The organism is Pseudomonas sp. LjRoot71 (assembly GCF_964253255.1).
Classification (GTDB): domain Bacteria; phylum Pseudomonadota; class Gammaproteobacteria; order Pseudomonadales; family Pseudomonadaceae; genus Aquipseudomonas.
Genome location: NZ_CAXURA020000001.1, coordinates 3,365,638 through 3,383,668 on the forward strand (window position 1 = coordinate 3,365,638; position 18,031 = coordinate 3,383,668).

Genomic DNA, 18,031 nt, shown 5'->3' on the forward strand with positions numbered 1-18,031 from the left:
GCTAAGGCCTGTCTTAGGAGCGCAGCATGACCAACAAGATTATTCAGCAGATCGAAGCTGAACAGATGAGCAAAGTGATCCCGACTTTCGCACCAGGCGACACCGTTGTCGTTCAGGTTAAAGTGAAAGAAGGCGACCGTCAGCGTCTGCAGGCGTTCGAAGGCGTTGTAATCGCCAAGCGTAACCGTGGTCTGAACAGTGCGTTCACTGTTCGCAAGATCTCCAACGGTGTTGGCGTTGAGCGTACTTTCCAGACCTACAGCCCGCTGGTTGACAGCCTGGCCGTTAAGCGTCGCGGTGACGTACGTAAAGCCAAGCTGTACTACCTGCGTGACCTGTCCGGTAAGGCAGCGCGCATCAAGGAAAAACTGGGCTAAGTCTCAGCTTTTCAACAAAAAAGCAGCCTTCGGGCTGCTTTTTTCGTTTCTGGGCCGGTGACTGGTGAGTTTTGCCCGGCTTCAACATTGCCCATTTGGCAGCGTGAAAATAACCATAAGAACCCGCAGCACTGTGGCAGCCATATCCGATTGAATCTGGCAGTAGTGGCATGACCCCGAGAGAGCAGGAAATTCAGCGGCGCACCGTGTTATCGGAAACCCGCGTGACCAAGGCGGTATTCCCGCCGACCACTAATCATCACAACGCCCTCTTCGGTGGTACGGCATTGGCCTGGATGGACGAAGTGTCGTTTATCGCCGCCACGCGCTTCTGTCGCTTGCCGCTGGTGACGGTGTCGTCGGATCGCATCGATTTCAAACACGCGATACCAGCCGGCTCAATCGTTGAGCTGATTGGTCGGGTGGTCAAGGTAGGCACCACCAGCCTCAAGGTTGAGGTCGAGGTATTTGTCGAAAGCATGAGCAGTGACGCCCGCGAGCGGGCGATCAGTGGCGTGTTCAGTTTTGTTGCGATCGATGAGCAGCAGAAACCGGTGCCTGTGCTGCCATGCTGAGCGCAGGCTCCGTTCCTACTGATGCAGGCTGATCTTCAGGGAGGCCTGCGACAGGTCGATATCGTGCAGGCTGATGCTGCCCATGCTCTGGCCCTGCGGCGCGCCGGCGACACGGATATTGTCGAAGCGCAGCTCACCAATCGAGCTGGGCAGGCGCACATTGACCGAGCCATCGGCGTTGATCACTGAGGTCAGCTTGCTGGTGTCGTACTGCACGTCTTTCATCGAGGTTTCCGCCTCAAGACTGCTCAGTACCGGCATCACCAGTTTGCTCAGTTGACCAACGGTGCCTAGGCCGTCGCCACTGCCAGCCTGGAGAAACAAGCCTTGCAGTACGTCGTCGAGGCCCTGGGCGCTGACATTGCTCATTTCCAGGTCGCTCAAGGGGCGCAGGCCGCGTGGCGTCTGTTCCTGGCTGACCGCGCTGACTTGCGAGCGTGGTGCGTCGGCGCTGGCGATCTGGAAGGGTGTGAGCAGGGCTGCGACTAGAGTCGCTGCGAGGCGCAGGTTGCTTTGTTTGCTGAGGGCTTTTTTCAGCTGGCGTTCGCTCAGCCAGCCCTGCTCGACAAGGATTTCACCCAGGCGCTTCTGGCTGGTGAGTTGCAGTTTGATGGCAGCATCCAGCTGACCGCGGTTAATCAGTCCCTTGTTGATCAGAATCTGACCAAGGCGTGAGTGCTGTTGGCTGGACATCGCGTGGGCCCATTGTGCTGTAGTGGCGTGATGCAATCATGGTCTGCAAATGGCTGCCTGTCACCCACCCAAAGATAGGGTGACGTCGGCTTTCAGCGTTGGTCTAGCGACCGTTGGTCGGCTGCCAATCTGTGAGCAGATGCGGTGCGTGAGGCTGGTCGAGGGTGCCGGGCTGGTGGACACTAGCCCAACTGTTCAATGAGGTTATTTGATGCCTGCTATCGATCATCCACTGATTGAGCGTTTTCTGGAGTCGCTCTGGCTGGAAAAGGGCTTGTCAGCTCATACGCGAGCGGCGTATCGCAGTGATCTGGCGTTGTTCAATGGTTGGTTGCAACCGCGTGATGTGCAACTGGCGGATGCCGGGCGTGAGCTTATTCTGGATCACTTGGCCTGGCGTCTGAATGAAGGTTACAAGGCGCGCTCCACGGCGCGACTGCTCTCGGGGTTGCGCGGGTTCTACCGGTTTCTCCTGCGTGAGCAGTTGATTAGCCGTGATCCGACCTTGCAGGTTGACTTGCCGCAGTTGGGGCGGCCACTGCCCAAGTCGCTGTCCGAGGCGGATGTCGAGGCGTTGCTGGCCGCGCCGGAGCTGGACGATCCGATCGGCCTGCGCGACCGTGCGATGCTCGAAGTGCTGTATGCCTGCGGTCTGCGGGTCAGTGAGCTGATCAGTCTGACGCTGGAGCAGGTTAACCTGCGCCAGGGTGTGCTGCGGGTGTTTGGCAAGGGCAGCAAGGAGCGCCTGGTGCCGCTGGGTGAAGAGGCGATTGCCTGGATTGAACGCTACAGCAAGGAAGCGCGGCCGTTTCTGTTGGATGGCAAGCCCAGTGATGTGCTGTTTCCCAGCCTCCGGGGCGAGCAAATGACCCGGCAAACCTTCTGGTATCGCATCAAACACCAAGCCAAGATGGCGGGGATCAGCAAGAGCCTGTCGCCGCACACCTTGCGCCATGCTTTCGCCACTCATTTGCTCAACCATGGTGCTGATTTGCGCGTGGTGCAGATGCTCCTCGGGCACAGCGATCTGTCGACTACGCAGATCTACACCCACATTGCCCGCGCGCGGTTGCAAGAGTTGCATGCGCAGCACCACCCACGCGGCTGAGAGTGCCGCCTGGCCTACCGTGGTCGGTCTGTTCGGGCTTCTATGGTAGGCTGTGCCGATTATTCGTCAGAGCGTCTTTCGACAGGAGTTTGTATGCGTTTCAACCGCATTGTTGTCGCGTTGGCCTTGAGCCTGGCCAGCACCATTGGCGTTGCTGCCGACCCTGATCAGGCTATCCGTAGCACGCTCAAAGCGATTGACCCTGAGCTGCCAATCGAGGCGATTGCCGAGAGCCCGATGACCGGTCTGTACCAAGTTCAGCTGCAAGGCGGTCGCCAGTTGTATGCCAGCGAAGATGGCCAGTTCCTGTTGCAGGGCTACCTGTTTCAGGTCAAGGATGGCAAACCGGTCAACCTGACCGAAGCCGCGGAGAGCAAGGGTGTGGTCAAGCTGATGGAGGCCATTCCTGCTGCTGAAATGGTGGTGTTTGCGCCCAAGCAACCCAAGACCCATATCACCGTGTTCACCGACACCGATTGCGGCTACTGCCAGAAGCTGCACAGCGAAGTGCCCGAGCTGAATCGCTTGGGTGTTGAGGTGCGTTACCTGGCCTTCCCGCGCCAGGGCCTGGAAAGTGATGCTGCCAAGGAACTGTCGAACGTCTGGTGCGCCAAGGATCGTCAGGATGCAATGAACCGTGCGAAAACCCGTCAGAGCATAGCCGATGCGCAATGCGACAGTCCGGTCGCCAAGCAGTATGCCCTGGGTCAGATGATCGGGGTCAGCGGCACGCCGGCCATTGTGCTGGCCAACGGCAAGATCATCCCGGGTTATCAGCCGGCTCCGCAGCTGGCGAAAATTGCTCTGGAATCCAAGTGATCTGAGGCGTGCGCCTGATTGACTATTAAACAGCCGCTTCGTATGGTGCGGCTCTTTTTCTACGGCCGGGGCTTGCTCCGGCCGTTTTACGCAGTGCAGATGGGGAGTTCAGTGTGAAACCGGTCAAAGTAGGCATCTGTGGGCTGGGTACCGTCGGTGGCGGTACGTTCAATGTGCTCAAGCGCAACGCCGAGGAAATCGCGCGTCGTGCCGGGCGTGGTATTGAAGTGGCGCAGATTGCCCTGCGTTCGCAGAACCCGCAGTGCGACATTACCGGTACCCCCATTACCCAGGATGTCTTCGAGCTGGTTAACAACCCGGACATCGAGGTTGTCGTTGAGCTGATCGGCGGTTACACCCTGGCCAAGGAGCTGGTGCTCAAGGCCATCGAAAACGGCAAGCACGTGGTCACCGCGAACAAGGCGCTGATCGCCGTGCATGGCAATGAAATCTTCGCCAAGGCCCGCGAAAAGGGCGTCATCGTCGCCTTCGAAGCGGCGGTTGCCGGCGGTATCCCGGTAATCAAGGCGATTCGTGAAGGCCTGGCGGCCAACCGCATCAACTGGCTGGCCGGCATTATCAATGGCACCGGCAACTTTATCCTCAGCGAGATGCGCGAAAAAGGCCGTGCTTTCGCCGATGTGCTGGCCGAAGCGCAGGCGCTGGGGTATGCCGAAGCCGACCCGACCTTCGACGTAGAAGGTATCGACGCTGCGCACAAGCTGACCATCCTGGCGTCCATCGCCTTTGGTATCCCACTGCAGTTCGACAAGGCCTACACCGAAGGCATCACCAAGCTGACCACTGCCGACGTGAACTATGCCGAAGCGCTGGGTTATCGCATCAAGCACCTCGGTGTGGCTCGCCGTACCGAGGCCGGTATCGAGCTGCGCGTACACCCGACGCTGATTCCGGCGGATCGCCTGATTGCCAACGTCAACGGCGTGATGAATGCTGTGATGGTCAATGGCGACGCCGCTGGCAGCACGCTGTTCTACGGTGCCGGCGCCGGTATGGAGCCGACCGCGTCCTCGGTCATTGCCGATCTGGTTGACGTGGTGCGTGCCCTGACGGCCGATCCGACCAACCGTGTGCCGCACCTGGCCTTCCAGCCGGATTCGCTGTCCGATCACCCGATTCTGCCGATCGAAGCCTGCGAGAGTGCTTACTACCTGCGTATTCAGGCCAAGGATCATCCGGGCGTGCTGGCCCAAGTGGCGAGCATCCTCTCGGCGCGCGGGATCAATATCGAGTCGATCATGCAGAAGGAAGTCGAGGAGCAGGACGGCCTGGTGCCAATGATCCTGGTCACGCATCGCGTGCTCGAAACGCAGATCAACGAGGCGATCAGTGCGCTTGAAGCGCTCGACGATGTGGTTGGCAGCGTTGTGCGTATCCGCGTCGAGCAGCTGAACTAATCCGTTTTTGGTCGCCGCGCTCAGGCTGCGGCGGATCTTGAAGATTCAACCGAAGGTTTGCCCCTATGCGCTATATCAGTACCCGTGGCCAGGCACCGGCCCTGAATTTCGAAGACGTGCTGCTCGCCGGCCTGGCCAGCGATGGTGGCCTGTATGTACCGGAAAACCTGCCGCGCTTTACTCAGGAAGAAATCGCCTCCTGGGCTGGCCTGCCGTATCACGAGCTGGCCTTCCGGGTGATGCGCCCGTTCGTCACCGGCAGCATTCCGGATGCTGACTTCAAAAAGATCCTCGAAGAAACCTATGGTGTATTCGCCCATAGCGCCGTGGCTCCGCTGCGCCAGTTGAATGGCAACGAGTGGGTGTTGGAGCTGTTCCACGGCCCGACCCTGGCCTTCAAGGACTTTGCCCTGCAACTGCTAGGCCGTCTGCTTGATTACGTGCTGGCCAAGCGCAATGAGCGCGTGGTGATCATGGGGGCGACCTCCGGTGATACCGGCTCGGCCGCCATCGAGGGCTGCAAGGCCTGCGAGAACGTCGACATTTTCATCATGCACCCGCACAACCGGGTGTCCGAGGTGCAGCGTCGGCAGATGACCACCATCCTCGGCGACAACATCCATAACATCGCCATCGAAGGCAACTTCGATGACTGCCAAGAAATGGTCAAGGACAGCTTTGCTGACCAGGGCTTCCTCAAGGGTACGCGCCTGGTTGCGGTCAACTCGATCAACTGGGCGCGGATCATGGCTCAGATCGTCTACTACTTCCATGCGGCCCTGCAGCTGGGTGGCCCGGCACGTTCCATCGCGTTCTCGGTGCCGACCGGTAACTTCGGCGACATTTTCGCCGGCTACCTAGCGCGCAACATGGGTCTGCCGATCAGCCAGCTGATCGTCGCCACCAACCGCAACGACATCCTGCACCGTTTCATGAGCGGCAATCAGTATGTGAAGGACACTCTGCATCCGACGCTGTCGCCGTCCATGGACATCATGGTCTCGTCGAACTTCGAGCGTCTGCTGTTTGACCTGCACGGCCGTAACGGTGCGGCAATTGCCGAGCTGATGGCGACCTTCAAGCAGGGTGGCGGTTTCAGCGTTGATCAGGATCGCTGGACCGAAGCGCGCAAGCTGTTCGATTCCCTGGCGGTGGACGATGCGCAGACCTGCGAAACCATCACGGAGGTGTTCAACGAGTGTGGCGAGCTGCTCGATCCGCATACGGCGATTGGCGTGCGTGCCGCCCGTGAGTGCCGTCGCAGCCTGGCTACGCCGATGGTCATCCTCGGTACCGCGCACCCGGTTAAATTTCCGGAAGCCGTGGAGAAGGCCAATGTCGGTCAGGCGCCTGCCTTGCCGGCGCACCTGGCGAACCTGTTCGAGCGTGAAGAGCGTTGCACCGTGCTGGCCAATGACCTGAAAACCGTACAGGCCTTTGTGGCCCAGCACGGTAACCGCGGCAAACCGCTGTAACGGTCACTGCGTCCATAAAAGAACGGCACCCGCGTGGTGCCGTTTTTTATGGGAGCAGGTTAAGTGCCGAGGCTGAAGGACTGGCGCACGCGCAGCGGGCTGAATAGCTGACGCGCTCGGTAGTGGGCAAATTGCAGGCTGTTGACCGGCAGCTTGCGTGGCTGCCCTTCTGCCAGCTCAGCCAGGCGTGCGCGAATTAGGGTGGCATCTACGCGCTGTCGATAAAGGCCGAGGGTGATGTGCGCGTGGTAGGGGCTTTGCCGCACCTCTTGGCTGTGTTCGCTCAGTAAAGCGCGCCATTGCTGCAGCTGGCCCGAGGGGTCGCTGACCGGCAAGAAGGCGGCGCTGGCAAAGCTGTCAGGCTGGCCAATCAGTAGCGTCAGTGGTTGGCGAGAGGTGTGCCCGATTGCCCTGAGCTGGCGCTGGCGTTGCTGCGTGCTGAAGTCGTCATTGTGCCGCGCCTGGCCGCTGACAAAGCCGCAAACAAAGACGGTGATGTGCGCCTGGCGGTGTCCGGGTAGATGCAGCCAGTCGCCAAGTGCATCTTGCAGGTGAGCGATATGCGCCAGCAGGTGCGGGCATTGCACGGGCAAGATCCAGGCAGCATAACGGCTTCGCCCCAGATGCCACTCTGGGTAATCACGCTGCTCCGTGATCAGGCTGTGCGCAGGGCTGGTGAGTGGATTGCAAATCAGCACGACTCAAATCGCGCCCTGGTGTTTCAGTTCGGCGATTTGTGCCTCGCTGTAGCCCAGCGCGAGCAACACGGCCTGGTTGTGTTCGCCGAGAGTGGGGCCGACCCATTCCACCGCACCGGGCGTGTCACTGAGTTTGGGCACAATGCCGGGCATCTTGAAGGCTTTGCCGTCGGGTAGCTTGGCCGCCAGCAGCATCTCGCGGGCGAGAAATTGCGGGTCGTGGAACATGTCTTCAGCGCTGAAAATACGGCTGGCCGGCACATCAGCCTGATTCAGGGTGGCCAGCACCTGCTCCAGCGGCAGCGCACCGACCCAGCGGTCGATCACGCCATATAGCTCGTCGCGACGTGCATCACGGCCGTCATTGCTGGCCAGTGTCCCATCGTCGGCCAGATCCTGGCGGCCGATGGCCTGCATAAAACGCTTGAAGATCGCATCGCCGTTGGCGCCGATCTGAATGTGTTTACCGTCGGCACTGGTGTGGATGGAGGAGGGCGTGATGCCGGGCATGATGTTGCCGGTGCGTTCGCGAATAAAACCGAACACATCGAACTCCGGCACCATGGACTCCATCATGGCGAAGATCGCCTCATACAGCGCCACGTCCACCACCTGACCGCTGCCGCCGTTTACTTCGCGGTGACGCAGCGCCATCAGCGCGCCGATCACGCCCCACAGCGCGGCAATCGAATCACCAATGCTGATGCCAGTACGCACCGGCGGGCGGTCCTCGAAGCCGGTGATATAGCGCAGCCCGCCCATCGACTCGCCGACCGCGCCGAAGCCTGGCTGATCCTTCATCGGCCCGCTCTGGCCGAAGCCAGACAGGCGCACCATGACCAGTTTGGGGTTGAGGGCATGCAGCACCTCCCAGCCCAGACCGAGCCTTTCCAGCACGCCGGGGCGGAAGTTCTCAATCAGGATGTCCGCTTCGCTGAGCAGCTTCTTCAGCACCTCGCGGCCGGCTTCATGCTTGAGGTTGAGGGTGATCGATTGCTTGTTGCGCGCCTGTACAAACCACCACAGCGACGTGCCCTCGTAGAGCTTGCGCCACTTGCGCAGCGGATCACCGCCATCCGGTGACTCGACCTTGATCACCTCGGCACCGAATTCGGCGCAAATACGCGAGGCAAAAGGCCCGGCGATCAGGGTGCCGAGTTCGATCACTTTCAAGCCGGCGAGGGGTTTGTTGGGCAGCTGCATCGGGTTCCATCCATCAGGCTAAGTGCGCGACTCTAACGTGAGCAGGCGGCATCGGGTAGACTTGCCGGCTTATTCGATCAGTCAAGAAGCCCGTCCATGGCCCTGCCGTCTACCACTTACAAAATCGAGCTGAACCTTACCGACATGGACCGCAGCGTCTATGAAAACCTGCGTTTCACCGTGGCCCGGCACCCTTCGGAAACCGAAGAGCGGTTGGCGGCGCGGCTGGTGGCCTATGCCTTGTTCTATCACGAGCACCTGGCGTTCGGGCGTGGTCTATCGGATGTGGATGAGCCGGCGTTGTGGGAAAAGAGCCTGGATGATCGTGTGCTGCACTGGATCGAAGTCGGCCAGCCGGACAGCGACCGCATCACCTGGTGTTCGCGGCGTACCGAGAAGTTCAGCCTGGTGGCCTACGGCAACCTGCGCGTATGGCAAACCAAGGTGCTCGACCCGGTGCGCAGCCTGAAAAACATCAACGTGGTTGCCCTTGACCAAGAGGCTCTGGCCGCCTTGGCGCTGGATATGCCGCGCTCGCTGAACTGGAGCGTGATGATCAGCGACGGCGAGCTGTTCGTCACCGACGAGCGTGGCCAGCATGAGCTGCCTATCGAGTGGTTGGCTGGCGAACGCTAAGAACCTATTTGCGATCTGCTGCGCGTCGGCCCTGCGGCGTTAAAAACAGGCTCGGCAAGCCGCTTGCGGCTAACGCGCTTTAGCGCGGTCCGAAGGGCGAGCGAAGCGGGTAGTGCTCATTTACAGCTAGTCGTAGTGCGGGCAGCACCCGCCCCGTTTTTGATTTCGGCGGGTTGCCCCCGCCCTACAAGATAAAACCACCATGCGTATCGAATCCCGCCCGCTTCCTGAAACCCTGCCTGATTTGGGCGCTCTGCCGCCGTTGTTGACCCGCCTCTATGCCGCCCGTGGTGTGCAATCCGCTGCCGAGCTGGATAAAGGTCTGGCGCGGTTAATTCCCTATCAGCAGCTCAAAGGCATGGATGCGGCGGTCGAGCTGCTGGTGCTGGGTCTGCAGCAAGGTCAGCGGATGCTGATCGTCGGCGATTTCGATGCCGATGGCGCCACTGCCAGCACAGTGGGAGTGCTGGGTTTGCGCATGCTCGGCGCGGCGCATGTCGATTATCTGGTGCCCAATCGTTTCGAATACGGCTATGGCCTGACTCCGGAAATCGTTGCGGTGGCGCTGGAGCGCGAACCGCAATTGCTGATCACCGTGGATAACGGCATCTCCAGCGTCGAGGGCGTCGCGGCGGCCAAGGCCGCTGGTTTGACCGTACTGGTCACCGATCACCATTTGCCGGGGGCCGAGTTGCCGGCGGCGGATGCCATCGTTAATCCGAACCAGCCGGGCTGTGAGTTCCCCAGCAAGGCGTTGGCTGGCGTTGGCGTGATGTTTTATGTGTTGCTGGCCTTGCGTGCGCGGCTGCGTGATATGGGGTGGTTTACAGCGCAGCGCCCGGAGCCGAACCTCGGGGAGTTGCTTGACCTGGTGGCTCTGGGCAGTGTCGCCGACGTGGTGCCGCTGGATGCCAACAACCGCATTTTGGTGCATCAGGGTCTTGCGCGAATCCGCGCTGGGCGTGCGCGGCCTGGGCTGCGGGCGATTCTGGAGGTGGCCGGTCGCGATCATCGGCGCATTACTTCCACCGATCTCGGTTTTATTCTCGGCCCACGGCTGAATGCGGCGGGTCGCCTGGACGATATGGCGCTGGGCATCGAGTGCCTGCTGTGCGAGGACGAGGTGCTGGCCCGCGATATGGCCGTACAGCTTGATCAGCTCAATCAGGATCGCAAGGCCATCGAGCAGGGCATGCAGCGCGAGGCGCTGGCCCAGCTCAAGGACTTGCCGCTGGAAGATATGCCTTTCGGCCTGTGCCTGTTCGAGCCGGACTGGCATCAGGGGGTGATCGGCATTCTCGCCTCGCGGATGAAAGAGCGTTATCACCGCCCGACCATCGCTTTTGCCGATGCTGGCGATGGTGTGCTGAAAGGCTCGGCGCGTTCGGTGCCGGGCTTTCATATTCGTGATGCGCTGGATGCGGTCGCCGCCAAACACCCTGAGCTGATCAGCAAGTTCGGTGGGCATGCCATGGCGGCCGGGCTGTCACTGCCACAGGCGAATTTTGCAGCTTTTGCAGCGGCCTTCGATGCCGAGGTGCGCCGCCAGCTGTGTGAAGACGATCTGACCGGTCGTTTGCTGTCCGATGGTGCCCTGTCCATCGAAGAGTTTCATCTGCCGTTGGCCAAGGAACTGCGCAATGCCGGGCCTTGGGGCCAGCATTTTCCCGAGCCGCTGTTTCATGGCGTATTTCAGCTGGTGCAGCAGCGCGTGGTTGGCGAGCGACATCTCAAAGTGGTGCTGAAAAGCGAGTGCGGCAGCGTGCAGCTCGATGGCATTGCCTTTGGTGTGGACCGCGATATCTGGCCGAACCCGACGGTGCGCTGGGTTGAGCTGGCCTACAAGCTGGACGTCAATGAATACCGTGGGCAGGAAAGCGTGCAACTGCTGATTGTCCATATCAGCCCGCGCTGAGCCTAGCTCTGTGGTAATGGCATGGCCGAACCATCGGCCATGGCCCGCTCGCTCAGCTCATTCCAGCGTGCGAGAAACTCGGGTGGCTGGCTGACGCGCTGCGGGTTTTTCGCCAGAAACACGCCGTGGTTATTGAAGGAGTACACCGGCAGCAGATCGCCACGCTCACTGGCCGGGCGGATGCGTGGGTCGAGGTTGTCGAGAATCAGCGGTTGTGCGCTGGGCGTCGGGTAGTAGGCCAGCACCATATGTGCCTGCTGAGCGCTAAGCGCCTTGACGAAGGTCAGGCGCAGTTTTTCGCTGGGTACGCCCATGCGCACCAGGCTGAAGTATTTGGCGATGGCAAAATCTTCACAGTCCCCTTTGCCCAGGCTCAGCGTTTGCGCGGGGGTGGCCCAGTAATCATCTGCGCCCCAGGCTTGCTGGTCGCTGACGAAGCTGATCGAGCGATTGATGAAGTGGTTGACCCGCTCCAGCTGTTCGCGCTCCTCATCACCTGCTGAGTTGTCGAGCAGGCTGAGCCAGCTGGCCAGGCGGGCGTCACTCAGTGCCGTCGCCAGGGCGCTGTGCTGCGGTGGGGTCGCATCAGCCACCAGCAACGGGCTGAACAGCCAGCAACTGGCGAGCAGGCTGCGTAGCAGGCGATGTGCGGTGGAATGCGCCATGGGCGAAGTCTCTGGCGTCGGCTCTTGATAGCCTTTTGCCGTAGTGTTTTTTCGAAGTGCCATCCTATCGGCGCCAAATATAGAACGACCATGGCGAAAGTGTGACCGTGACCACTCTTTGACAGGTTTTGTGACGACTAACCGACGAACAGTCGCTTTTACCTGTGTTTGGCAATCTTTCGAAGCACACTGGCGTTAGGTTGAGGCAAACCTTGCTCTCTAGAATCGGTCTGTCTGCCACACCATATTTAGGGAGCGCGTGTCATGAATACCCGTGGATTGCTTGATCAATTGCTGAAATCCGGCCAGGACCTGTTGCAGCAGAAGTCCGGTGGTGCCTCCGCCGGTGGCCTGGGTGGCTTGCTGGGTGGTGTGGCTAAAGGCGGGCAGGGTGGCGACCTTGGCACCTTGCTCAAGGGCGCTGGCGGCGGGGCGCTGGCTGCCGGTGCGCTAGGGTTGCTGCTCGGTAACAAGAGTGCGCGCAAGATGGGCGGCAAAGCCCTGACCTATGGCGGGCTGGCGGCGCTTGGGGTGGTGGCCTACAAGGCCTACAGCAATTGGCAAGCGCAGCAGGCCAGTGCGCCGCAGGCCGAGCCGCAAACCCTGGACCGTCTGCCTGCTCCGCAGGCCGAGCTGCACAGCCAGGCGATTCTCAAGGCGCTGGTCGGTGCCGCCAAGGCTGATGGGCATGTCGATGCCCGTGAACGGCAGCTGATCGAGGGTGAGCTGGTCAAGCTGACCCAGGATGCTTCGTTGCAGCATTGGTTGCAGGCCGAACTGAACAAACCGCTGGATCCGGCTGAGATTGCTCGTGCAGCGAGTACACCGGAAATGGCTGCGGAAATGTACGTGGCCAGTGTGCTGATGGTGGATGAAGAGCACTTTATGGAGCGCGCCTACCTGGAAGAGCTGGCCCGTCAGCTCAAGCTGGACCCGGCGCTCAAGCGCGAGCTTGAAGCACAGGTGCGCCAGGAGCTGGTACAGGGCTAAGCCTGTACGGCTGAGTTGAGGGTTCTGGCCGCTGCCCGGCGGCCTCCCTATAATCGGCGTTTTTCCCGCAATGGATGGATGCCCGATGCGCCGCACCTACACAAATTGTCTGCTGAGCCTGGCGATGGTTCTTTTCAGCTCGATGTTGCAGGCGGCGCCCGACGTGGCGTTGGCGCAGGTGCAACAGGCTCAGGTGCAGGTGTTTCGCGCCAGTACGGACCTGTTCATTCATCGCGGTGAGGGCGGGCATGCCGAGCTGGCGGCCAAGGTGCATGCTGATCTGGGCAAGCTGCGTGAAAGTCTGGCGACGCTGCAGGCGCAGCCGCTGACCGACTCGGCTCGGCTGGCCATGCAACAGCTGCAGGCACCGCTGACAGCCTTTACAGCGCTGGTTGAGCAGACTCTGGCCTACAAGCCGGGTGAGCCGGACCTGCCGTGGGAATTCAACTTCCAGTACAGCAAGGCTCAGCGCGAGTTGGTCGCAGCCCTGGAAACCCTCGAGCAGCAATTGCTCAAGGGGCTGGCGCAGCCATTAACCGCTGCCGAGCAGCGCTTGCAGAGCCTGCCGGCCAAGGTGCAGTACCTGGCCGCGCGCTACACCGCTCGCGCTTATGTCGGCGATATCGAAACCCTGCCGGAACAACAGCAGCACTACCTGAATCAGGATATCGACGTGCTGGCCAAACAGGTGGATGGCGAGTTGCTCAGCCTGGCAAGCGAGCTAACCGATGCCCAGGCGCAGCAGCGTTTGCAGCGGGCTCTGCCGCGCTGGAAGTTCATCTACCCGCGTTTGCTGGATTACAGCGAGGATCTGGTGCCATTGATCGTTGAGCGTCACGCCGCTGAACTGGCTGGCCAGCTACTGCGGCTGCAAGGGCAATAACTTCACTGCGGGCGCGCAGCATGGAACATTGCGCAGTTTTTACCGGCGTGTTTGGCGCGGTATAGCGACTGGTCGGCCAGCTCCAGGGTTTCCGCCATGTTGCTGCTGTCCAGGGGCCAGAGTGCGCCGCCGATGCTGCAGCCGATCTGCACCCGGTTGTCACCCAGGTCGATCGGCTCGCGCAGGGCCAGCAGGGTGCGCTCGGCCACTTGCTGGGCCTGGGCCAGGGCGTCGTTGTTGGGCACCAGCAGCACCATTAAAAACTCATCGCCGCCCAGGCGCGCCACCAGGTCGCCTTCACGCAGGCAGCCGCGCAGACGTACGGCCACCTCGCGCAGTAACTGATCGCCGGCCGCATGGCCGAACTGATCGTTAACCGGTTTGAAACCATCCAGGTCCAGGTAGAACAGGGCCAGGCAATTGTTATGGGCCTGGCTGTGCTGTTGTGCGCGGGGCAGGTAGCTTTCCAGCGCCACACGGTTGGGCAGGCCAGTGAGTGCGTCGTGGTGGGCGAGGTTTTCCATCACGCCGAGGGCGTTTTGCTGGTGGGTCAGGCTTTCCACCAGGTGGCGGATCGAGTTGCACAGCGTTTCGATTTCACGGGTGGTCTTCAGCTCTGGAATCACGCTGATTTCGCCCGCACTGAGGCGGTCGGCGGCTTCGGCGATCTGCCGCAACGGGCGGGTGAAGTAACCGGCGATCAGCCAGCCGAGCAGGGCGAAGAGGATGGCCAATAAGCTGCCCCAGAGCATGATGTTGCGCGTGGTGGCGCGGGCCGGTGCGTAGGCTTCATCCAGCGGTTGGCGGGCGATAACCGTCCAGCCCAGGCCCTGATAATCCAGGTGACCCTGGCTGAGGGCCAGGCCGGTGAGGTACTCCTGACCGTCGGGCCACTTTTGTACGGCCCAGATATCCTGCTTTGGGGTCAGTTCGTTGAGGGCGGGCAGGTGCAGGCGCTGGCCGATCATCTCCTTGGGTGCCAGGAGAATCGTGCGGTCCTTGCCAATCACGAAGAACTCGACATGGCGACGCTGCTGGATTGGCTCAAGGATCGCCAGGCGCACTTCGTCAGCCCAGGACCAGGATAGGTGCGACGCCAACACGCCAACCAGGCTGCCATCGGCGGCGAATACCGGCAGGCTGATGTCGACAAACTTCATCGCCTCGCCTGTAGGGTTGGGCAGCAACTTGGCCAGCAACACCGCTTCGTGTACATCACCGATAAACAGTTTCTCCCGCGCTTCCAGGTAGACCGGGCGCTGGGCAATGCTGGCGCCTTCCAGAACACCGTCGCTGGACGCCAGTACCGTGCCGTGCGCATCGGTGAAGCCGATCCAGGCGATGCTGGGGAATTCGGTCTGCAGGCGATCAAGCAGTACGCGGACTTCACTGATGTCATCCGGCTGGCTCAGGGCACGCAGCTTGCCGATCACCTGCAACATGGCAGCGCGGCTCTGCATGTCACGGTCCAGTCGATCAACCATCATGTAGGCGATTTCGGCCAGGTCATGGCCAACTTCCTGGCGAATACGCTGGCTGGCATCCTGGCCGATCAGGGTGCCAAGCAACCAGCTCAGGCTGGCGACCAGTAAGGCGATCAGGATGGCGAAACGGCTGCGCAGGCTGTGCGATGAGCGCATGGCACGACGGCTCCTGTGACGGTTGGCTGAGCGACAAGTGGGGTTCAGTATAGTGCGCCGTTGGTCTGCGTTGCTGCGTATCACTGCCGATTGCAGGCTGCCAGGCGTGGGATGACTGCGTTATACTCGCCGGCTTTTCCGAAAGTTTGACCTACGAGTGCTGCCAGCCATGGAAATCAACCCGATCCTTAATAGCATCAAGGACCTGTCCGAGCGCACCCAGACTATTCGGGGGTATCTTTGACTACGATCACAAGCATGATCGTCTGGTCGAAGTAAACCGCGAACTCGAAGACCCGAACGTCTGGAACAAGCCCGAATACGCCCAGAGCCTGGGCCGTGAGCGCGCCATGCTGGCGCAGATTGTCGAGACCATCGACGACCTCACCGGCAGCCTGGCCGACTCCCGTGACCTGCTCGATATGGCCGTCGAAGAAGACGATCAGGGCGCCGTCGACGACGTTGCCGCAGAAATCGAGCGCCTGCGCGAAATTCTCGAGAAGCTGGAATTCCGCCGCATGTTCAGCCACGAGATGGACCCGAACAACTGCTACCTGGATATCCAGGCCGGTTCCGGCGGCACCGAGGCGCAAGATTGGGCCAACATCCTGCTGCGCATGTACCTGCGTTGGGCTGACAAGCGCGGCTTCAGTGCCGAGATCGTCGAGCTGTCCGAAGGTGAAGTGGCCGGCATCAAAGGTGCCACCGTGCACATCAAGGGCGAATACGCCTTCGGCTGGCTGCGCACCGAAATCGGTGTGCATCGCCTGGTGCGCAAGAGCCCGTTCGACTCGGGTGCCCGTCGCCATACCTCGTTCTCGGCGGTGTTCGTCTCGCCCGAGATCGACGACAAGGTCGAGATCGAGATCAACCCGGCTGACCTGCGCATCGACACCTACCGCTCCTCCGGTGCCGGTGGTCAGCACGTCAACACCACCGACTCGGCCGTACGTATCACCCACGTGCCGACCAATACCGTGGTGGCCTGCCAGAACGAACGTTCCCAGCACGCCAACAAGGACACCGCCATGAAAATGCTGCGGGCCCGGTTGTACGAGCAGGAAATGCAGAAGCGCAACGCCGCGTCCCAGGCCCTGGAAGACACCAAGTCGGACATCGGCTGGGGCCACCAGATCCGCTCCTATGTGCTCGATGACTCGCGCATCAAGGATCTGCGTACCGGCGTCGAGCGCAGCGACTGCCAGAAGGTTCTGGATGGCGATCTCGACCAGTATCTAGAGGCCAGCCTCAAGCAGGGCCTTTAACCGCAACCCTGTAGGAGCCAGCTTGCTGGCGATGATCTTTGCGACAAGCTGGCTCCTACCAAACCCCATTTGCATACACACGCCAGGCAGATAAAACGACCATGAGCGACCAACAACTCGACCAGCACGAACTGCAACAGGAAGAAAACAAGCTGATTGCCCAGCGCAAGGAAAAGCTTGCCGCTATCCGTGAGCAGGGCAACGCCTTCCCCAATGACTTCCGCCGCGAAAACTACTGCGCCGACCTGCAGAAGCAGTACGCCGAGAAGAGCAAGGAAGAGCTGGCCGAAGCCGCGATCCCGGTCAAGGTTGCTGGTCGCATCATGCTCAACCGTGGCTCGTTCATGGTGATTCAGGACATGACCGGGCGCATTCAGGTCTACGTCAATCGCAAGACTCTGTCGGAAGAGACCCTGGCCGCGGTGAAAACCTGGGACATGGGCGACATCATCTCCGCCGTTGGCACCCTGGCCCGTTCCGGCAAGGGCGACCTGTACGTGGAAATGACCGACGTGCGCCTGCTGACCAAGTCGCTGCGCCCACTGCCGGACAAGCACCACGGCCTTACCGACACCGAGCAGCGCTACCGCCAGCGCTATGTCGACCTGATGGTCAACGAAGACGTGCGCCAGACCTTCCGTGTGCGTTCGCAGGTTATTGCGCACATCCGCAGCTTCCTGATGAAGCGCGATTTCCTGGAAGTGGAAACGCCGATGCTGCAGACCATCCCCGGCGGCGCGGCGGCCAAGCCGTTCGAGACCCACCACAACGCCCTGGATATGCAGATGTTCCTGCGTATCGCCCCGGAGCTTTACCTCAAGCGGCTTGTTGTTGGTGGGTTTGAAAAAGTGTTCGAGATCAACCGCAACTTCCGTAACGAAGGCGTCTCGACCCGGCACAACCCCGAGTTCACCATGCTCGAGTTCTACCAGGCCTACGCCGACTACGAAGACAACATGGACCTGACCGAGGAGCTGTTCCGCGAGCTGGCCCAGCTGGTTCTGGGCACCACTGACGTGCCTTACGGCGACAAGGTGTTCCACTTCGGCGAGCCGTTCGTGCGCCTGTCGGTGTTCGACTCGATCCTCAAGTACAACCCGGACATTACCGCTGCCGACCTGACCGATATCGACAAGGCCCGCGCCATCGCCAAGAAAGCCGGCGCCAAGGTGCTCGGCTTCGAAGGCCTGGGCAAATTGCAGGTGATGATTTTCGAGGAGCTGGTCGAGCACAAGCTGGAACAGCCGCACTTCATCACCCGTTACCCGTTCGAAGTCTCGCCGCTGGCCCGTCGCAGCGATGACGACCAGAGCGTCACCGACCGCTTCGAGCTGTTTATCGGCGGCCGCGAGATCGCCAACGCCTACTCCGAGTTGAACGACGCGGAAGACCAGGCCGAGCGCTTTATGCAGCAGGTGGCCGACAAGGACGCCGGTGACGACGAAGCCATGCACTACGACGCCGACTTCGTTCGCGCCCTGGAATACGGCATGCCGCCGACCGCTGGTGAGGGCATTGGTATCGACCGTCTGGTGATGCTGCTGACCAATTCACCGTCGATTCGCGACGTGATCCTGTTCCCGCATATGCGTCCGCAAGCCTGATGTTGCTAAGCCGCCTCCGGGCGGCTTTTTATTATCTGATTTTTAGCCTGCCAGTCATTTTTATGAG

General features: G+C 60.8%; 17 protein-coding genes. 12 read left to right on the forward strand and 5 right to left on the reverse strand.

Annotation, left to right across the window (positions count from 1 at the left end):
- Nucleotides 1–26: 26 nt before the first annotated feature.
- Entirely contained in the window at nucleotides 27–377 is a 351-nt protein-coding gene (gene rplS / locus ACSQ17_RS15775; RefSeq protein WP_436069584.1) for a 50S ribosomal protein L19, read from the forward strand.
- 170 nt (nucleotides 378–547) lie between these two features.
- Nucleotides 548–952, forward strand: coding sequence for an acyl-CoA thioesterase (locus ACSQ17_RS15780; RefSeq protein ID WP_436069585.1), 405 nt, complete (start codon nucleotides 548–550; stop codon nucleotides 950–952).
- Nucleotides 953–967: 15 nt separating this feature from the next.
- On the opposite strand, the gene ACSQ17_RS15785 is transcribed toward ACSQ17_RS15780, so the two are convergent.
- Nucleotides 968–1,645, reverse strand: coding sequence for a hypothetical protein (locus ACSQ17_RS15785; RefSeq protein ID WP_436069586.1), 678 nt, complete (start codon nucleotides 1,643–1,645; stop codon nucleotides 968–970).
- Nucleotides 1,646–1,856: 211 nt separating this feature from the next.
- On the opposite strand from ACSQ17_RS15785, the gene xerD reads away from it, so the two are divergent.
- The 4 genes from xerD (at nucleotide 1,857) to thrC (ending at nucleotide 6,465) form a co-directional block, all read left to right on the forward strand.
- Entirely contained in the window at nucleotides 1,857–2,753 is an 897-nt protein-coding gene (gene xerD / locus ACSQ17_RS15790; RefSeq protein ID WP_436069587.1) for a site-specific tyrosine recombinase XerD, read from the forward strand.
- Nucleotides 2,754–2,846: 93 nt separating this feature from the next.
- Complete coding sequence (gene dsbC, locus ACSQ17_RS15795) at nucleotides 2,847–3,572, forward strand: bifunctional protein-disulfide isomerase/oxidoreductase DsbC (RefSeq protein ID WP_436069588.1); 726 nt, start codon at nucleotides 2,847–2,849, stop codon at nucleotides 3,570–3,572.
- 113 nt (nucleotides 3,573–3,685) lie between these two features.
- Complete coding sequence (locus tag ACSQ17_RS15800) at nucleotides 3,686–4,990, forward strand: homoserine dehydrogenase (protein ID WP_436069589.1); 1,305 nt, start codon at nucleotides 3,686–3,688, stop codon at nucleotides 4,988–4,990.
- Between the two features lie 65 nt (nucleotides 4,991–5,055).
- Nucleotides 5,056–6,465 carry a threonine synthase gene (thrC, locus tag ACSQ17_RS15805; protein WP_436069590.1) on the forward strand — a complete coding sequence of 470 codons (1,410 nt, stop codon included), beginning with the start codon at nucleotides 5,056–5,058 and terminating at the stop codon, nucleotides 6,463–6,465.
- Between the two features lie 59 nt (nucleotides 6,466–6,524).
- Here thrC and ACSQ17_RS15810 read toward each other — a convergent pair whose 3' ends face one another.
- Complete coding sequence (locus ACSQ17_RS15810) at nucleotides 6,525–7,052, reverse strand: 2'-5' RNA ligase family protein (protein ID WP_436069591.1); 528 nt, start codon at nucleotides 7,050–7,052, stop codon at nucleotides 6,525–6,527.
- Between the two features lie 114 nt (nucleotides 7,053–7,166).
- Nucleotides 7,167–8,366 (reverse strand): CaiB/BaiF CoA transferase family protein, encoded by a 1,200-nt coding sequence (locus ACSQ17_RS15815; RefSeq protein ID WP_436069592.1) that lies wholly within the window; start codon nucleotides 8,364–8,366, stop codon nucleotides 7,167–7,169.
- 96 nt (nucleotides 8,367–8,462) lie between these two features.
- Between ACSQ17_RS15815 and ACSQ17_RS15820 the strand changes: the two genes are divergently transcribed.
- Complete coding sequence (locus ACSQ17_RS15820; RefSeq protein ID WP_436069593.1) at nucleotides 8,463–9,002, forward strand: YaeQ family protein; 540 nt, start codon at nucleotides 8,463–8,465, stop codon at nucleotides 9,000–9,002.
- A gap of 202 nt (nucleotides 9,003–9,204) precedes the next feature.
- The gene (recJ, locus tag ACSQ17_RS15825; protein ID WP_436069594.1) at nucleotides 9,205–10,917 is read left to right on the forward strand and encodes a single-stranded-DNA-specific exonuclease RecJ; all 1,713 of its coding nucleotides are present in this window, start codon (nucleotides 9,205–9,207) and stop codon (nucleotides 10,915–10,917) included.
- Between the two features lie 2 nt (nucleotides 10,918–10,919).
- Here the strand turns inward: recJ and ACSQ17_RS15830 are convergent, their stop codons facing one another.
- Nucleotides 10,920–11,582, reverse strand: a complete 663-nt coding sequence (locus tag ACSQ17_RS15830; RefSeq protein WP_436069595.1) for a transglutaminase-like cysteine peptidase — start codon at nucleotides 11,580–11,582, stop codon at nucleotides 10,920–10,922.
- Between the two features lie 264 nt (nucleotides 11,583–11,846).
- Here ACSQ17_RS15830 and ACSQ17_RS15835 point away from each other — a divergent pair, with 264 nt between their 5' ends.
- Nucleotides 11,847–12,572 (forward strand): tellurite resistance TerB family protein, encoded by a 726-nt coding sequence (locus ACSQ17_RS15835; RefSeq protein ID WP_233683990.1) that lies wholly within the window; start codon nucleotides 11,847–11,849, stop codon nucleotides 12,570–12,572.
- An 85-nt stretch (nucleotides 12,573–12,657) separates the two neighbouring features.
- Nucleotides 12,658–13,455, forward strand: coding sequence for a hypothetical protein (locus ACSQ17_RS15840; RefSeq protein WP_436069596.1), 798 nt, complete (start codon nucleotides 12,658–12,660; stop codon nucleotides 13,453–13,455).
- 2 nt (nucleotides 13,456–13,457) lie between these two features.
- Here the strand turns inward: ACSQ17_RS15840 and ACSQ17_RS15845 are convergent, their stop codons facing one another.
- Nucleotides 13,458–15,095 (reverse strand): diguanylate cyclase domain-containing protein, encoded by a 1,638-nt coding sequence (locus ACSQ17_RS15845; protein WP_436069597.1) that lies wholly within the window; start codon nucleotides 15,093–15,095, stop codon nucleotides 13,458–13,460.
- 169 nt (nucleotides 15,096–15,264) lie between these two features.
- On the opposite strand from ACSQ17_RS15845, the gene prfB reads away from it, so the two are divergent.
- Together prfB and lysS are read left to right on the forward strand one after the other, a co-directional pair.
- Nucleotides 15,265–16,360, forward strand: a protein-coding gene (gene prfB, locus ACSQ17_RS15850; protein ID WP_436069598.1) for a peptide chain release factor 2 whose coding sequence is annotated in 2 segments (ribosomal slippage) — nucleotides 15,265–15,336 and nucleotides 15,338–16,360 — 1,095 coding nt in all. Because the reading frame shifts where the segments join, the coding sequence is not laid out codon by codon here.
- Between the two features lie 101 nt (nucleotides 16,361–16,461).
- A complete protein-coding gene (lysS, locus tag ACSQ17_RS15855) occupies nucleotides 16,462–17,964 on the forward strand; it encodes a lysine--tRNA ligase (RefSeq protein ID WP_436069599.1) in 1,503 nt (500 codons plus the stop codon).
- Nucleotides 17,965–18,031 lie beyond the last annotated feature (67 nt).

Coding starts and splice junctions, on each gene's coding strand:
- ACSQ17_RS15815 (WP_436069592.1), bottom strand. CDS start 8,366: ATGCAGCTGCCCAACAAACCCCTCGCCGGCTTGAAAGTGATCGAACTC.
- recJ (WP_436069594.1), top strand. CDS start 9,205: ATGCGTATCGAATCCCGCCCGCTTCCTGAAACCCTGCCTGATTTGGGC.
- lysS (WP_436069599.1), top strand. CDS start 16,462: ATGAGCGACCAACAACTCGACCAGCACGAACTGCAACAGGAAGAAAAC.
- ACSQ17_RS15840 (WP_436069596.1), top strand. CDS start 12,658: ATGCGCCGCACCTACACAAATTGTCTGCTGAGCCTGGCGATGGTTCTT.
- ACSQ17_RS15835 (WP_233683990.1), top strand. CDS start 11,847: ATGAATACCCGTGGATTGCTTGATCAATTGCTGAAATCCGGCCAGGAC.
- ACSQ17_RS15820 (WP_436069593.1), top strand. CDS start 8,463: ATGGCCCTGCCGTCTACCACTTACAAAATCGAGCTGAACCTTACCGAC.
- ACSQ17_RS15780 (WP_436069585.1), top strand. CDS start 548: ATGACCCCGAGAGAGCAGGAAATTCAGCGGCGCACCGTGTTATCGGAA.
- thrC (WP_436069590.1), top strand. CDS start 5,056: ATGCGCTATATCAGTACCCGTGGCCAGGCACCGGCCCTGAATTTCGAA.
- ACSQ17_RS15845 (WP_436069597.1), bottom strand. CDS start 15,095: ATGCGCTCATCGCACAGCCTGCGCAGCCGTTTCGCCATCCTGATCGCC.
- dsbC (WP_436069588.1), top strand. CDS start 2,847: ATGCGTTTCAACCGCATTGTTGTCGCGTTGGCCTTGAGCCTGGCCAGC.
- ACSQ17_RS15830 (WP_436069595.1), bottom strand. CDS start 11,582: ATGGCGCATTCCACCGCACATCGCCTGCTACGCAGCCTGCTCGCCAGT.
- rplS (WP_436069584.1), top strand. CDS start 27: ATGACCAACAAGATTATTCAGCAGATCGAAGCTGAACAGATGAGCAAA.
- xerD (WP_436069587.1), top strand. CDS start 1,857: ATGCCTGCTATCGATCATCCACTGATTGAGCGTTTTCTGGAGTCGCTC.
- ACSQ17_RS15785 (WP_436069586.1), bottom strand. CDS start 1,645: ATGTCCAGCCAACAGCACTCACGCCTTGGTCAGATTCTGATCAACAAG.